This window comes from Sphingobacterium puteale, assembly GCF_050986225.1.
Taxonomy (GTDB): domain Bacteria; phylum Bacteroidota; class Bacteroidia; order Sphingobacteriales; family Sphingobacteriaceae; genus Sphingobacterium; species Sphingobacterium puteale.
On the sequence record NZ_CP158959.1, the window covers coordinates 2,330,231 to 2,344,467 of the forward strand.

General features: G+C 39.3%; 16 protein-coding genes. 13 read left to right on the forward strand and 3 right to left on the reverse strand.

The genetic code is table 11. From position 1 onward, the window contains the following. The first annotated feature begins 68 nt into the window (after positions 1-68). Positions 69-1,346, forward strand: a complete 1,278-nt coding sequence (locus ABTV71_RS09650; RefSeq protein WP_433903044.1) for a DUF2851 family protein — start codon at positions 69-71, stop codon at positions 1,344-1,346. Here the strand turns inward: ABTV71_RS09650 and ABTV71_RS09655 are convergent. Then, a complete protein-coding gene (locus tag ABTV71_RS09655; protein ID WP_245971243.1) occupies positions 1,343-2,011 on the reverse strand; it encodes an ankyrin repeat domain-containing protein in 669 nt (222 codons plus the stop codon). The genes ABTV71_RS09650 and ABTV71_RS09655 overlap by 4 nt on opposite strands. Before the next feature lie 329 nt (positions 2,012-2,340). Here ABTV71_RS09655 and ABTV71_RS09660 point away from each other — a divergent pair, with 329 nt between their 5' ends. The 9 genes from ABTV71_RS09660 to ABTV71_RS09700 all read left to right on the forward strand — a co-directional run bounded on the left by ABTV71_RS09660 (position 2,341) and on the right by ABTV71_RS09700 (position 9,287). Continuing rightward, complete coding sequence (locus ABTV71_RS09660) at positions 2,341-2,910, forward strand: UbiX family flavin prenyltransferase (RefSeq protein ID WP_433903045.1); 570 nt, start codon at positions 2,341-2,343, stop codon at positions 2,908-2,910. Between the two features lie 215 nt (positions 2,911-3,125). After that, positions 3,126-4,394: a dihydroorotase gene (locus tag ABTV71_RS09665; RefSeq protein ID WP_433903046.1), complete on the forward strand. Its 1,269-nt coding sequence runs from the start codon at positions 3,126-3,128 to the stop codon at positions 4,392-4,394. Between the two features lie 3 nt (positions 4,395-4,397). Next, positions 4,398-5,072, forward strand: coding sequence for a hypothetical protein (locus ABTV71_RS09670; RefSeq protein WP_433903047.1), 675 nt, complete (start codon positions 4,398-4,400; stop codon positions 5,070-5,072). Positions 5,073-5,074: 2 nt separating this feature from the next. Continuing rightward, positions 5,075-5,677 carry a DUF4199 domain-containing protein gene (locus ABTV71_RS09675; protein ID WP_121121462.1) on the forward strand — a complete coding sequence of 201 codons (603 nt, stop codon included), beginning with the start codon at positions 5,075-5,077 and terminating at the stop codon, positions 5,675-5,677. 99 nt (positions 5,678-5,776) lie between these two features. Further along, on the forward strand, positions 5,777-6,727 hold the full coding sequence (locus tag ABTV71_RS09680; protein WP_121121559.1) for a glycosyltransferase family 2 protein: 951 nt from the start codon (positions 5,777-5,779) through the stop codon (positions 6,725-6,727). 5 nt (positions 6,728-6,732) lie between these two features. Further along, positions 6,733-7,860, forward strand: a complete 1,128-nt coding sequence (locus tag ABTV71_RS09685) for a glycosyltransferase (protein ID WP_121121464.1) — start codon at positions 6,733-6,735, stop codon at positions 7,858-7,860. A gap of 158 nt (positions 7,861-8,018) precedes the next feature. Further along, entirely contained in the window at positions 8,019-8,288 is a 270-nt protein-coding gene (locus ABTV71_RS09690) for a hypothetical protein (RefSeq protein WP_245971244.1), read from the forward strand. Further along, positions 8,285-9,061 carry an MBL fold metallo-hydrolase gene (locus ABTV71_RS09695; RefSeq protein WP_121121468.1) on the forward strand — a complete coding sequence of 259 codons (777 nt, stop codon included), beginning with the start codon at positions 8,285-8,287 and terminating at the stop codon, positions 9,059-9,061. The genes ABTV71_RS09690 and ABTV71_RS09695 overlap by 4 nt, the downstream gene beginning before the upstream one ends. 70 nt (positions 9,062-9,131) lie before the next feature. Next, positions 9,132-9,287, forward strand: a complete 156-nt coding sequence (locus ABTV71_RS09700; protein ID WP_104382583.1) for a lmo0937 family membrane protein — start codon at positions 9,132-9,134, stop codon at positions 9,285-9,287. Here the strand turns inward: ABTV71_RS09700 and ABTV71_RS09705 are convergent, their stop codons facing one another. Together ABTV71_RS09705 and queA are read right to left on the reverse strand one after the other, a co-directional pair. Next, positions 9,288-9,980, reverse strand: coding sequence for a 2-C-methyl-D-erythritol 4-phosphate cytidylyltransferase (locus ABTV71_RS09705; protein WP_433903048.1), 693 nt, complete (start codon positions 9,978-9,980; stop codon positions 9,288-9,290). Positions 9,981-10,065: 85 nt separating this feature from the next. Continuing rightward, on the reverse strand, positions 10,066-11,115 hold the full coding sequence (gene queA, locus ABTV71_RS09710) for a tRNA preQ1(34) S-adenosylmethionine ribosyltransferase-isomerase QueA (protein ID WP_121121472.1): 1,050 nt from the start codon (positions 11,113-11,115) through the stop codon (positions 10,066-10,068). 184 nt (positions 11,116-11,299) lie between these two features. Between queA and ABTV71_RS09715 the strand changes: the two genes are divergently transcribed. Genes ABTV71_RS09715 through ABTV71_RS09725 form a run of 3 tightly spaced genes read left to right on the forward strand, consistent with a single transcriptional unit; the run spans position 11,300 to position 14,182 of the window. Next, positions 11,300-12,544, forward strand: a complete 1,245-nt coding sequence (locus tag ABTV71_RS09715; protein WP_183078594.1) for an ABC transporter permease — start codon at positions 11,300-11,302, stop codon at positions 12,542-12,544. A gap of 11 nt (positions 12,545-12,555) precedes the next feature. After that, entirely contained in the window at positions 12,556-13,224 is a 669-nt protein-coding gene (locus ABTV71_RS09720; protein ID WP_433903049.1) for a DUF2306 domain-containing protein, read from the forward strand. A gap of 43 nt (positions 13,225-13,267) precedes the next feature. Continuing rightward, positions 13,268-14,182 (forward strand): YARHG domain-containing protein, encoded by a 915-nt coding sequence (locus ABTV71_RS09725; protein WP_433903050.1) that lies wholly within the window; start codon positions 13,268-13,270, stop codon positions 14,180-14,182. Positions 14,183-14,237: the final 55 nt, after the last annotated feature.

A 14,237-nucleotide genomic window follows, 5' to 3' on the forward strand; every position in this document is an offset into this window, starting at 1 on the left:
AAATTGTATATTTAAGAAATTACAGATCATAGCCGGTTAGTTTAATTTCTTAGTATACACTTATGGTGATGACAGAAAACTTAATGCAGTTTATCTGGAAACTACGGCTATTCAATACAATAGGATTGCGGTCCACGGACGGAGAGCCGTTGATTTTGATGAACTTTGGTCAGCATAACCTGAATGCAGGACCAGATTTTTTAATGTCTCATATCTTACTTGGAGACAAAGAATGGTATGGAAATATTGAACTCCATGTTCGTTCATCGGATTGGGATAGGCACCATCATCGGGATGATGCAGCTTATAATAATGTTATACTTCATGTTGTCTGGGTAAATGATAAAGTCATATACCGGTGTGATGGGAGTGTTATCCCAACAATGTTGCTTTCGGTGTACGTCAATCAGCATTTGCTTGATAAGTATTCGACAATGATGAATACGACAAACTGGATTCCTTGTCAGTCGCAGCTAAGTTCAGTTGATGTACTAAAAAAGACAATGTGGTTGGGCGCTTTATCTTATGAGCGGCTGGAGATGAAAGTTCAAACGATCTTTAGTCTATTGGCTGATAATGACAATGATTGGGAAAAGGTATTTTGGATCTGGATATGTAGGTGTATGGGATTGAAAGTGAATGCAGAGGCATTTCATGAACTCGGAGAAAAACTACCTATATCGTTATTGAAAAAGTATCGTTCGGATACCTTGAAGATCGAAGCAATTTTTTTTGGAGTAGCTGGTTTCTTGTCCGGTAATGCGCATGATGAACATGTTAAGTTGCTCTATAATGAGTTTGTTTATCAACAGGTTGCTCATGGAATGGAGGTCATGAGCGCTGTGTGGAAAAAGTTGCGGATGCGACCTTATAATTTTCCTGAACTTCGGATAGCACAGTTGGTCGCCTTATTTACGGATAAGTCATTAAGTTTTTCAATGATCTTAGATCTGGAAAATTTAGAGGATGCACGTTCATTGTTTCGTATTGAACAGTTAAGTGAGTACTGGAAATCTCGTGTTTTACCGAAAGGTAAGGGGTGCACAGCGCATTCTGGAAGAATAGGGGCAGATACCATTGATATTCTCATTGTTAATGTTGTGGTGTTATTTCTTTTCGCTTATGGCAAATATTATGGGATAGAGCGGTATATTGACAAGGCCATTGATTTTTTGGAAACGCTTCCTGTTGAGAAAAACGCGATCATAAAGCGGTTTGGAGAATTTGACTGGCATGCCGAAAATGCGGCCCAAAGCCAGGCGATATTGCAATTGAAGAAAATGTACTGCGATAAGAGACAGTGCCTTCATTGTCGGATTGGTGCCGAAATTTTGCGAAGTGGTTAATTCGCGAGTATTTCGGCGATTTCCTTATATCCTTTTTCCAAAGCGAAGTCCGCTGGGCTGAATCCTGCGAGGTTGAAAATTTTTGTATCGGCACCAAATTCGAGCAAGGTAACAATGAAGTCAATATTCCCGTGTTGCGCAGCAAAATGTAAAGCAGTCTCACCTGTAGCCTGAATCGCATTGACATCGGCATCGGCTTCAATGAGCATTTTGCCGATTTCCTCATTATTATTTGAAGCTGCAATATGCAGGGGGTAGCAGAGTTGTTCGTTTCTGCTGGCTATATTAGGATTTACCTTTTTGGACAACAATAGACGGACAATGTCAACTCTGTTGAAATAAGTTGCCAGTAACAAAGGTGTAAAACCATGGGAAGACCACTCATTGACGACCGATGGAGCCTGTTGGATAATCGCCTCCACATAGGCTGTTAATCCCGCTGCACAGGCCTCATGGATGGTCATTGTTTTGGTATGTTGAAGAAGTATCCGGATAATTTGCGGTTTATTGTAGTAACATGCCAATAACAACGGTGAAATTCCATGACTGGTCGTCTCTTGTAATAATTCAGGGTTTCCAATCAATAGCAGATCAATGTCGTGACTTTTGCCTTCTTCAATATATTGTTCTAAAACAGAAAGGTTCATTTTCAAATGTAATTGCATAACTCTCCTACTAAAATAGGTTTTATTAATGAAAATAACTGTTTGAGTAACGAATTTATTTGCGAAATCAAGCTGTCATAAAATCCTTAAAAATTGTAAGGGATATAAATCGGGGCAATAATTTGGATGGGATCAGGGCTAAAAGAGGTGTTTTTTTAAAATTTATATACACAAATGTGTAGTAATTCATTTAATATTTTTGAAAATTAAAAAGTAGATGTACTTTTGTTAAGCCCCTCCCAAGGGCATGTTTTTCATAGGTAGATGTAGGGTCGAGTGTTTCTCACTTCGACCCTTTTTTTATAGCTTTGTTTTTATATTTAAAAGAAATGTCCAAAAGAAAGATTGTTGTTGCTATTACAGGAGCGAGCGGCTCTATATATGCGAAGTTACTGCTGGAAAAACTGAATTCGCTAAAATCTCAGCTAGCTGAGGTGGGTATTGTGATGTCAAATAATGCGAAGGATGTATGGCGGGCTGAATTGGGGGATGAGAGTTACCAGGACGTGCCTTTCAAATTCTACGATAAAAATGATTTTTTTGCCCCTTTTGCATCGGGTTCAGCGCGTTTTGATACCATGATTGTCTGTCCTTGTTCTATGGGGACCTTGTCCAGAATAGCCTATGGGATTTCTTCAGATCTTACTACCCGTGCGGCGGATGTTATGTTAAAGGAAAGAAGGAAGCTTATTTTAGTTACACGTGAGACACCATTAAGTATTATTCATATTCAGAATATGAAACTGGTTACCGAAGCAGGCGGAATCATTTGTCCGGCTTCTCCGTCTTTCTATAGCTTACCAAAAACTTTGGAGGGGTTGGCGGAGACAGTGGTCGATCGGATTTTGAGTTTAGCCGGATTTGATTTTAAGCATTATCAATGGGGAGAAAATTCCTAATGAATGTTCACTGAAATCTATTTTTAGTGTTCTATAATAAAATTGTATTTTGTAACTTTGTTTCTCGAAATGAAGCAATCAAAAGCATCACGCGAAAAATCTGTTTATGGCTATACAATTTATAGTGATAAATTCGTTTTTTGTTTGTTGCTAAAGAACACGCTACAAGCTTCAACATACAATTTGCATCCTATTAATTTCAATCACATTCATATATGAAAAGCTTATTGATTACTTCTGTTAAAGTAATTTTACCGGGTAACGAATATCATCAGCAGACTGTTGATGTACTTATCGAAAAAGGAAAGATTGCACAGATTGGAAACACCATCAAAGTAGCTGATAAAACCGTAGAGACCATCGATGGAACGGGTAAGATTTTATCGCCTGGATTTTTCGATTTACATGCCAATTTTGGGGAACCGGGTTTAGAGACCAAAGAAGATATCCGGACGGGAACGGCTGCTGCTGCTGCCGGCGGTTTCACTGCCGTGGCCGTAATGCCCAATACCGAGCCTGCCATCCAAAGCCGGTCCGAGGTGGCACTTGTGGTCAATGCTGCAAAAGGAAATATTGTGGATATACATCCCATTGGCGCAATTAGTAAGAAGCGGGAAGGTAAGGAAATGGCCGAACTCTATGATATGAAACAGAATGGTGCTGTTGCTTTCAGTGATGGAAATAGGGGGGTGCAACAAGCTGGGCTGATGAGTAGGGCTTTGTTGTATGCAAAAGGATTTGAAGGACTGATTTTTTCGCATGCCGAAGATGAGTCCATGGCGGGTGGCAATAAAATGAATGAGGGTACAATGAGCACTTATTTGGGAATGAAAGGAATTCCCAATCTTGCAGAATCCTTGATGGTTTCCCGTGATCTATATCTCGCGGAATATACGGAAGCCCCGATCCACTTTGCGTCGATCAGTACGCCCGAAGCCGTAGATCTAATTAAAAAAGCGAAAGCGAAAGGCCTTCGGGTTACTTGTGACGTGGCAGCACATCAATTGGTATTTACAGATGAGGATATTATCAGTTTTGACAGTAACTATAAAGTGAGCCCGCCATTAAGAACCAAAGCCGATGCGAAAGCGCTGATAAAAGGTTTAAAGGATGGTGTCATAGACGCAGTGGTTTCACAGCATACCCCACAGGAAATAGAATTTAAAAATGTGGAATTTCATATTGCAAAAAATGGTATTATAGGATTGCAAACTGTATTACCTTTGTTAATTCGTGCCGGATTAAACGAGGAGCAAATTGTACATAGCCTAGCGGTTAGACCAAGACAAATTCTGGGCCTGGCTGTCCCGCAAATTAAAGCAGGAGCTATGGCGAACCTAGTGTTATTTGACCCTGCAAAATCCTGGAATTTCGATGAAAAGACAAATAAATCCAAATCAAAAAATTCCCCATTATTCGGACAGACACTAAAAGGGGCTGTCGAATTGGTCATCAATAATAATCAAATCATTAAAAACGATTAAACCATGGAAGCAAACATAAAAGCTGCTGTTGAAGCAGGTATTTTAAATTATGGAAAAGTTGACGGGATTGAAACGGCCCCAGAATTTCTGACGAAAGTCATTCAAGTATTCAATACTGAAGCTACCTATCTGGAGAAATTGGAACTTCTGGATCAGTCTTTTGACGATTATCCGTTGTTTGATGAACTTCGTGAAGTCTATGTTGACTTACTATTGATGAATTTCTTTTCTAATGATGTGCTCAAGCTGGAAGATGACTACCTGGATTCTGAAGAATGGGAAGCTATTGAAGACGAGACCATAGATCGTGGAACTGAATTATTGAATATTTTTCTATATTTAGGTGAGTGTAAAGATGACGAGATTGAACCCGAACTGGATGATTTCTTAAAAGAGTTTTTATTGGTTGATGAAGATGAGTTTCAGGATGAACATGAAATCTATGAGGATATCATTGCGAATCAGATTCTAGTGGATAGCCCGTATGCAGAAATTGCCAAAGTCGCTAAGGGAGTTAATCCTCGAAGCGAAGTATATGAATTGTTTTATCCGGTAATGAGTTTCTTTAGTGAGTTGAAACCAAGTGATCAACAGTTTGAAGAATACGCTGCGGTATCAAACAATAAAGCATTTGATTTGGCTCTTTATAAGGTTCTTAGTACTTATTATAATAACTAATTATGACAGATTCAATTAACCCCAGTAATGCCGGATTTGACGCGGTAATTGACAAGAAAAAGAGTATTATCTATGGCGTCATTCTGGGCGTTATTTCTTTTGTTCTTGGTCTGATCGTCTTGTTCGTTGTTAAGGATCTGACTTCCTTCTGGGGAGTTATGTCTATGTCATTTATTGTCAATACGGGTATATTTGTTATTATATCTGCATTGTTTTCCTTTTCTCTTAGAAAAGCCAATGGAGGTTATTGGAGTTTTTCCATCGCACTTAAATCCATTTTTATGATGTTGGCTATTTCGACAATTATTTCAACAATCGGAACACAGGTTTATGTTAATTTTGTCAATCCTACACTGCAGGAACAGGTTGTGACGCACACCATTAATGTGACCATTGAGTATATGGAAAAGAATAATGTTCCTGATGAAGTCATTGATTCGAAAATTGCCGAATTGGAAAAGCAGGTGGACGAGATCGGAAAGATAACCTTGGGTCAGATCTTTAAAGGTTTGGCCATTACATTGTTGTTTCAATTTGTGTTTGCATTGCTATTGTCTGCGCTTTCAAAAAAAGAAAAACCAGTATTCGCTCAGCCTGTCAAGTAGATTTTTATAAAATAAAATATAGTGCATAAGGTATTGCTGAGAAAAGTAATACCTTTGTTTGTATTAAAATAGTACATTTTTAGCATGATTAACATTCACATGGATATTTCTGTTGTTGTCCCATTATTTAATGAAGAAGAATCTTTGCCCGAATTGACGGCCTGGATCGACCGGGTTATGACGGCTAATCACTTCTCTTACGAAATAATTTTGGTCGATGATGGGAGCAAGGATAATTCTTGGAAGATCATTGAAGAATTGAAAGCACAAAATGGCAATATTTCAGCCATTAAATTCAGACGTAACTATGGTAAATCCGCTGCTTTAAATGTTGGATTTGCAGCAGCCCAGGGCGATGTGGTCATCACTATGGATGCAGATTTGCAGGATAGCCCCGATGAAATTCCGGAGTTATACGACCGAATTATGAATAAGGGTGCCGATCTGGTCTCGGGTTGGAAACAAAAGCGTTACGATCCATTGACAAAGACAATTCCGACCAAACTATTCAATGGGGTGACCAGATCCATGTCAGGTATTCATAATCTACATGATTTTAACTGCGGTCTCAAAGCTTATAAGAAGGAAGTGATTAAGAATATCGAAGTCTACGGAGAAATGCACCGCTATATTCCCGTTATTGCAAAATGGGCCGGATTTACGAATATTCAGGAACAAATTGTTCAACATTATCCACGTAAATACGGTACAACAAAATTTGGACCGGGACGCTTTGTTAAAGGATTTTTAGACTTGCTGTCAATATTCTTTGTCGGAAAATTTTCCAAACGGCCGATGCATTTTTTTGGCGTTATGGGGGTTATAAGTTTCCTTGCAGGTTTATTTATTTCAATCTATTTGATCTGCCACAAATTGATGAGTATAGCTAATGGAACACCCTTTAGGGATATAACCGATCAGCCATTATTTTTCTTTGCGCTGACGGCGATTATTTTAGGTACCCAATTGTTTTTGACAGGATTTTTGGCCGAGCTGGTTTCGAGAAGTAGTTCGGACCGGAACGAGTATCAAATCGAAAAAGTCATTTAATTTCTATGCGCATTGTGATTCTGGGGTCCGCATACCCTTTAAGGGGAGGAGGGATCGCATCTTTTAACGAACGACTGGCATCTCACTTTCAAGAATTGGGGCATGAGGTGGATATTTACTCATTCACGTTACAATATCCCAATTTTCTGTTTCCGGGCAAATCCCAATTCTCCGATGAACCGGCGCCACCCGGTCTGAATATTAAAACGAAAGTTAATTCGATCAACCCTTTGAACTGGTTTAGGATAGGAAGGGAACTGCGGGAGGCTCGATATGATCTACTTATCGTCCGTTTTTGGATGCCGTTTTTTGGTCCCTGCTTAGGTACAATTCAACGGCAGGTGCGAAAAAATAAATACACCAAGATCGTCTGTATTGCGGATAACATTATTCCGCATGAGCAGCGTTTTGGAGATAAATTTTTGATCCGCTATTTTTTGAAATCTGTGGATGCCTGTGTCACCATGAGCAAAAGTGTACTGGCTGACTTAAAGATGTTGAGTCCGCGGATGCCAGCTGTTTATACACCTCATCCTTTATATGATAATTATGGTCTTCACATGAGTAAAGCTGAATCCCGCAAGTTGCTCAATATTCAACAGGGGGACCGTGTTATTCTATTTTTTGGGTTTATTCGACAATATAAGGGTCTGGATCTATTACTGGAAGCCTTAGCGGATGCCCGGGTCCGGGAACTAAATATCAAATTGTTATTGGCAGGGGAGTTTTACGGAGACCCGACACCTTATTTGGCACTTATCAAAAAATATCATTTGAAGGATGTGATTTACATGCATACTGATTTTATTCCCAATCAGGAGGTTGGTCGGTATTTCTCGGCTGCTGACTGTGTTGTGTTGCCTTATCGAACTGCAACACAAAGTGGAATTACGCAGGTTGCCTATCACTTTGATTTACCCATGATTGTAAGCAATGTAGGCGGTTTGCCTGAACTGGTACAGGACGGCAGCGTAGGTTATGTAGTTGAGCCCAATGTGAGCAGTATCGTCAATGGAATCGTATCTTTCTATCACTACGATAAGGAAGCTCAATTCCGGACAAACATATTAGACGAAAAGAAAAAATATAGCTGGGACACCTTTGGGAACGAGCTTCTTAAACTAGTTGATTGATACCTGAAAATAACGAAAATATCCCCTGCTATAGCGGTTTTTGAAATCACATTTCAAACACCTGACAAATGTGTGTAAGTGAATTTATTTGTATATAAAGGCAAATTTATCTAAGTTTGGAATACTGAGAAAAAAACTAAAAAGAAGGAGAGATTTTGTTGCCGTTTACACAGAGTAGTTTAACAAAGATAGAGGAGTTTTTTAAAGAGCAGGGCTTTAAAGTAAGGTATGAAAAAGGTTCATTCCGCACTGGTGCCTGCATGTTGCAGGCGACAAAGGTTGTAGTCGTGAATAAGTTTTCTAATCTGGAGATAAAAATCCAGTCCTTATGGAATATTTTATTGGAGGTGGAAATTGATTCAGAGGTTATTTCTGAAAAACTTTCCCCGATTTATGAAGAGGTATTGAAATCAAAGACAATAGTTTGAGAATTACATTTTTAGGAACCGGAACATCACAAGGGGTACCCGTTATTGCGTGCCAATGTCAGGTCTGTCAATCTCAGGACAAATATGATAAGCGATTACGTTCTTCTATTCTTATTGAATATAATGATCATACGCTTGTGGTCGATACCGGCCCTGATTTTCGTTATCAGATGTTGCGTGAAAAAGTACTGCATCTGGATGCCGTATTGATGACACACCCGCACAAAGATCATATAGCTGGGCTGGATGATGTACGGGCGTTTAATTATCAGCAGCATTCTTCTATTGCTATTTATGGGACAGAAGCTCTTCATGAAGCCCTAAAACGTGAATTTTACTACGCCTTTACTGAAATTAAATATCCCGGAGCACCGCGATTGGATTTGGAAGAAATAAAAGCAGGGGAGCCATTATTTCTATTTGGAAAAGAGATTATGCCTTTCGAGGTATTGCATTATAAAATGCCTGTGCTTGGATTTAGGATAGATGATTTTGCCTACATTACCGATGCGAAATTTATCTCTGAAGAAACCAGGAAGCTACTGAAAGGTGTGAAAATTCTGGTCGTTAATGCACTGCAAAAGGAATCCCATATTTCCCATCTAACCCTGCAGGAGGCGATAACATTTGCAGAGGATATTAATGCCGATAAGACCTATTTTACACATATTGGGCATCGAATGGGCTTACATAAGGAGGTGTCGGAAGAACTACCACCCAATATATACCTCGCTTACGATCGTTTGCAGATCAATCTTGACGAATCCATTTAATATAAAACTTTAGTGCATTTCTTATTGTTATACCTATATAAAACAGAATAAGGTATTAAATTATAAAGAAATGGGAAACTTACTGTACATCATCGCCGTTATTTTAGTGATCATCTGGGCGATTAGTTTTTTTGGAGGTTATGCAGCCGGAAATAACATTATCCACATCCTTTTGGTCATTGCAATTATTGTCGTGCTGTTGCGCGTCATTCGGGGTAACGCATAATCAATTCACTTTAATCAGGTTCAAATAAAATTGGGCAATTTGTAGATCTTGTGGATAGGTGATTTTAATATTTTTAGCATCGCCCTCAACAATAGCAATGCGATTGCCCAGTTTTTCAACCACTGAGGCATCATCCGTAAATAAAGGATCCTCTTTTTGGCAGTAAGCTCGTGTTAGCAATTCAGCCTGGAATACCTGAGGGGTCTGTACCAGCCAAACCTGATTTCGATCAACAGCATTATTTGATGTGCTGTTGCCGGCCCGGACTGATTCAATACTTTTTTGCGCTAAGACAATGGCTTGATGTTCGTATGCCCCCCGGAATGCCCGGGCAATTAAAGAGCTGGAGACAATGGGACGGGCACCATCATGAACGGCAATATAATCATTTGCTGCTAATTCGAAATTTTTCTGGATATATCCAAGGCCATTTTTTACACTCGCGAAACGGGTATCACCGCCGAAAGCCAAATGAACTGGCGTACGATAATGCTGTTTTAGACATAAATCTGTCCAGAATTGCTCCATTTCTTTGCTGATGACCAAGATAATCTCCGAAATCACTGGTGACTGATGAAAATGGTCGATGGTATGCATAATCACCGGTACACCGTTTAAATCTAGAAACTGTTTCGGCAAGTCGCTGTTCATACGACTCCCGGTTCCGGCGGCAACGATAATGACAAAATTCATAGACAGATATTGCGTGTTTTTATTTAAAAAAACGTGGATAGTTTACAAGCTACCCACGTTTCAAGATATTTTTTAATCTACTTGATTAGATGATCAACATCGCATCGCCGTAGCTGTAGAATCTGTATTTTTCTTTTACAGCAACCTCATAGGCATTCATTACGTTCTCATATCCCGCGAATGCTGCGATCATTACCAATAACGTAGATTCCGGTGTATGGAAATTGGTAATCATTGAATTTGCAATGCTGAAATCGTAAGGAGGATAGATAAACTTACTTGTCCAATCTGAAGCAGCCTTTAAGTGATGATCTGCGGACACAGAGGATTCAATCGCACGCATGGATGTCGTTCCAACAGCACATACGCGACGTTTATTGTCAATTGCTCTGTTCACTACTTTTGCAGCTTCATCCGTAATAATAAATTGCTCCGAATCCATTTTATGTTTAGTCAAATCTTCCACTTCAACAGTACGGAATGTGCCAAGACCCACATGTAATGTGACTTCGGCGAAATCCACACCTTTAAGTTCCAAACGCTTCATTAATTCACGGGAAAAGTGAAGACCGGCTGTAGGTGCTGCAACGGCGCCTTCATTTTTGGCATAAATAGTTTGGTAACGGAATTTGTCCTCTGGAGTTGCTTTACGCTTGATATATTTAGGAAGTGGCGTTTCACCCAAAATTTCGATGTTGCGACGGAATTCTTCGTCGGTGCCCTCGAATAGGAATCTGATTGTACGTCCGCGTGAAGTCGTATTGTCAACAACCTCGGCGACCAATAAGTCATCCTCGCCGAAATACAATTTGTTGCCGACACGGATTTTACGTGCGGGATCAACCAATACATCCCAAAGACGAAGCTCGTTGTTCAATTCGCGTAACAAGAAAACTTCAATCGTAGCTCCAGTTTTTTCTTTATTACCATATAGGCGCGCTGGAAAAACTTTTGTATTGTTTAATATCATGACGTCTTTATCGTCAAAATAGTCCAATACATCTTTGAAAATTTTGTGTTCAATTTTACCAGTATCCCGATGTAAGACCATCAAACGCGATTCGTCACGATTTTCAGAAGGTTCAGAAGCAAGTAATGATTCTGGTAAGTTGAATTTAAATTGAGATAACTTCATCTTTAATGATATATATATTAATGTCTGCCTTTCAGTGCATTACAGTGCACTAAATACTAGGTTGCAAAAAGCATACAAAGTTATAACTTTTTTGGGGATCAAAAGGCCTTATTTCTAATTTATGCATATATTTTTATTGATTTTGACATTAAATCAAAACTATATTGTATTTTAGAATACAATTATGTTATTCCTTCGATTGATATTGGAAAGTTGTCAGTTTGCGTTTTCGGCATTAAAGGACAACCGTACACGTACCTTGCTTTCCTTGCTGGGCGTGACTATCGGTATTTTTACCATTATAGGTGTGTTTTCAGCGGTAGATACCTTACGAAATAATATTGAGGAATCTGTCAAGAAGATCGGCAGTAAGACGCTTTATATCGAAAAATGGCCCTGGGATGGAGGTCCCAATTATCCCTGGTGGAAATATTTGAATAGGCCCGAACCTACCTATAATAATTACCAAGATTTAAGAAGTCGTATGACAACAGCCGAGTATATGGCATATATGATCAATATCGGTAATACGACGATTAAATATAAGAACAATTCGGCCCAAGGTTCTTCTGTCAATGCTGCTACCTATGAAAATCTATATATCCAGAACTTAAATATTGTTGACGGTCGATACTTTGCCGAAAGTGAATCCAGAAGTGGAGCCCTTGTTACGGTATTAGGAGCCAACATCGCGGAGGGCCTTTTTCCAAATCAGGAGCCCGTAGGGAAGTATATCAGTATGTTGGGCAGGAAGATTCAGGTTATCGGCGTGTTAAAAAAAGAAGGTAATGGTGTATTAATCAATACATCGCCTGATGATACGGCTTTTATTCCTTTTGAATTGGCCCGTAATCTTGTCAATTATGATAATTTCTCGCCGAGTATAGCCATGGTGATCAAGTCGAATTATACCTTGGCGGAGGCGGAAAGTGAGGCAAAAACATTGATGCGTTCGATCCGTCGCATTGCCCCGCAACGTGAAGAAAACTTTTCCATTAACCAGACAACGATGATTACGGGCGCTTTGGATCAGCTTTTTGGTATCATCAATCTTGCTGGGTTTTCCATTGGTATTTTTTCTATTTTAGTTGGTGGTTTTGGTATCGCGAATATCATGTTTGTCAGCGTTAAGGAACGAACACATATTATTGGAATCCAAAAAGCATTGGGAGCTAAAAACTTCTTCATCTTATCGCAGTTTCTCATTGAGTCTATCGTGCTTTGTTTACTAGGGGGCGGGATTGGTCTTGTCGTTGTCTATTTTCTGGCTTTTATCGTTCAATTGGCTACTGGTGTGGCCATTGTCGTCAGCTTAAAGATGGTGATTCTTACGGTTTCTCTTTCGACGTTTATTGGCCTAATATCAGGGATAGTTCCGGCTTTAATGGCCTCCCGGTTGGATCCTGTCGAAGCAATTCGAAGTAAATAAATAAACTCGTCATGAAAAAAAAAGCCCAAATTTCGATATTGAATGGATTTTGGATTTTGATTTTTGCTTACAGCTGTACGTTGATGGCGGAAATTACTTGGCGCTACCACAGTTTTGCATTAGATGCAAATTTTCTAATGATCAAACAAACTGAAATTGAGGAGCTTTGGTGGTATAAGTATGCTTTTTATACCCATGTCTGTACAGCAATCCTTGCTTTGCCCGCTGGTTTTACTCAATTTAATTTAGGCTTACTGAAGAAGCGCCCCCGATTACATCGGACGATCGGCTATATGTATGTCGTCAGTATTTTGGGATTTGCAGCACCTTCTGGTGCCTTGATTGGCTCTGTCGCCAACGGTGGGGTATTTGCAATCATTTCATTTGAGTTGCTCGCACTGGGATGGTTCTATTTTACATGGCAGGCAGTGCGCCTGGCAGTTCAGAGGAAAATTAATCTTCACCATGATTTTATGCTGCGGAGCTTTGCCCTGACCTGTTCAGCAATTACATTGCGCTTTTGGAAGGTGATTCTGGTCTATCTCTTTCATCCAAATCCGATGGATCTTTATCAGATTATTGCCTGGTTGGGCTGGGTTCCTAATTTATTACTTGTAGAGTTTATTATTTATCGAAAAAATCATAATTTACGAAACCATTATGGTCTACAAGGCTTATAAATGGCATGAACTCATTTTTTTTAATAAAACAAATTATAACAAAATGAAAAGGAATATTTATTTATTGTTAGCGCTTTCTGCCCTGATCGGTTGTAAGGATAGAACAAATAAGAAGGCCGTTGAGCCCAAAGCAAAAGATTCCGTTTTTATCGAGCGTGAAGCGCATCAGGAGCTTTATGGCAATTGGGTGGGCGATTTTGTGATTGATGAAAATTTACTTGAAGATGGAGCGGGCCTTCCAAATACAGATTATAATCCAAAAATAAACTTGACCATAAAAAAAATTACAGATAAAGGGAATGTTTTTGGGCAGAATGTGGTCAAAGGGAATCTACGTTCGTTGACAGGGAAACTTGAGGGCGAGGGGAATGCCATTCAGCTACTGTTAGATGAACCCGGGGACAAAAAATCAGATGGTCGTTTTGAAATAAAACTGAGAGATGATACATTGATCGGTAGCTGGGTGGCCTATGATCAGAGCGTGAAGATTAAAAAAAGAAATTTCAAGTTATTAAAGAAACAATTTGCCTATAATCCCAATCTGATGTTAAATAATCAAGATGAAGAATATGGAACTTTGGTCGATTGGATCAATTCGAAAAAGAAAGAAGCGACAGATCAAGACGGTGATTCGACTTATACCTATGTGATGGAATATTATCGTTCTGCATCCCCGGCAGTATTCAGTATAAATGCCTCTAAACAAAAATTGGCTGAGAAAGACTTGAAAAATTTAAAAAAATTAGATCTGGAGATTATCCGAAATACGATTTTTGCCCGGCATGGTTATGCTTTTACTAAACCTTCTATTCGTCAGTTCTTTGATCCGGTAGATTGGTACGTGCCGGTTTCGAAAGATGTCAGCGCGGATCTGAGTCCGTTGGAAAAAGATAATATTGCTCTTCTCATGAGATTTGAGAAGTATGCGACAGATAATTATGACACATTCGGAAGGTAATTTTTCGCTGGATTTTGTCTTGGATTGAGGCACATAAAAAAGGGGCTGTACTTGT

What these genes read in the sequence shown, in the direction of transcription:
- ABTV71_RS09650 (WP_433903044.1), top strand. Translation starts at nt 69, where the DNA reads ATGACAGAAAACTTAATGCAGTTTATCTGGAAACTACGGCTATTCAAT.
- ABTV71_RS09705 (WP_433903048.1), bottom strand. Translation starts at nt 9,980, where the DNA reads ATGAATTTTGTCATTATCGTTGCCGCCGGAACCGGGAGTCGTATGAAC.
- ABTV71_RS09680 (WP_121121559.1), top strand. Translation starts at nt 5,777, where the DNA reads ATGGATATTTCTGTTGTTGTCCCATTATTTAATGAAGAAGAATCTTTG.
- ABTV71_RS09685 (WP_121121464.1), top strand. Translation starts at nt 6,733, where the DNA reads ATGCGCATTGTGATTCTGGGGTCCGCATACCCTTTAAGGGGAGGAGGG.
- ABTV71_RS09720 (WP_433903049.1), top strand. Translation starts at nt 12,556, where the DNA reads ATGAAAAAAAAAGCCCAAATTTCGATATTGAATGGATTTTGGATTTTG.
- ABTV71_RS09670 (WP_433903047.1), top strand. Translation starts at nt 4,398, where the DNA reads ATGGAAGCAAACATAAAAGCTGCTGTTGAAGCAGGTATTTTAAATTAT.
- ABTV71_RS09660 (WP_433903045.1), top strand. Translation starts at nt 2,341, where the DNA reads ATGTCCAAAAGAAAGATTGTTGTTGCTATTACAGGAGCGAGCGGCTCT.
- queA (WP_121121472.1), bottom strand. Translation starts at nt 11,115, where the DNA reads ATGAAGTTATCTCAATTTAAATTCAACTTACCAGAATCATTACTTGCT.
- ABTV71_RS09665 (WP_433903046.1), top strand. Translation starts at nt 3,126, where the DNA reads ATGAAAAGCTTATTGATTACTTCTGTTAAAGTAATTTTACCGGGTAAC.
- ABTV71_RS09700 (WP_104382583.1), top strand. Translation starts at nt 9,132, where the DNA reads ATGGGAAACTTACTGTACATCATCGCCGTTATTTTAGTGATCATCTGG.
- ABTV71_RS09675 (WP_121121462.1), top strand. Translation starts at nt 5,075, where the DNA reads ATGACAGATTCAATTAACCCCAGTAATGCCGGATTTGACGCGGTAATT.
- ABTV71_RS09725 (WP_433903050.1), top strand. Translation starts at nt 13,268, where the DNA reads ATGAAAAGGAATATTTATTTATTGTTAGCGCTTTCTGCCCTGATCGGT.
- ABTV71_RS09715 (WP_183078594.1), top strand. Translation starts at nt 11,300, where the DNA reads ATGTTATTCCTTCGATTGATATTGGAAAGTTGTCAGTTTGCGTTTTCG.
- ABTV71_RS09655 (WP_245971243.1), bottom strand. Translation starts at nt 2,011, where the DNA reads ATGCAATTACATTTGAAAATGAACCTTTCTGTTTTAGAACAATATATT.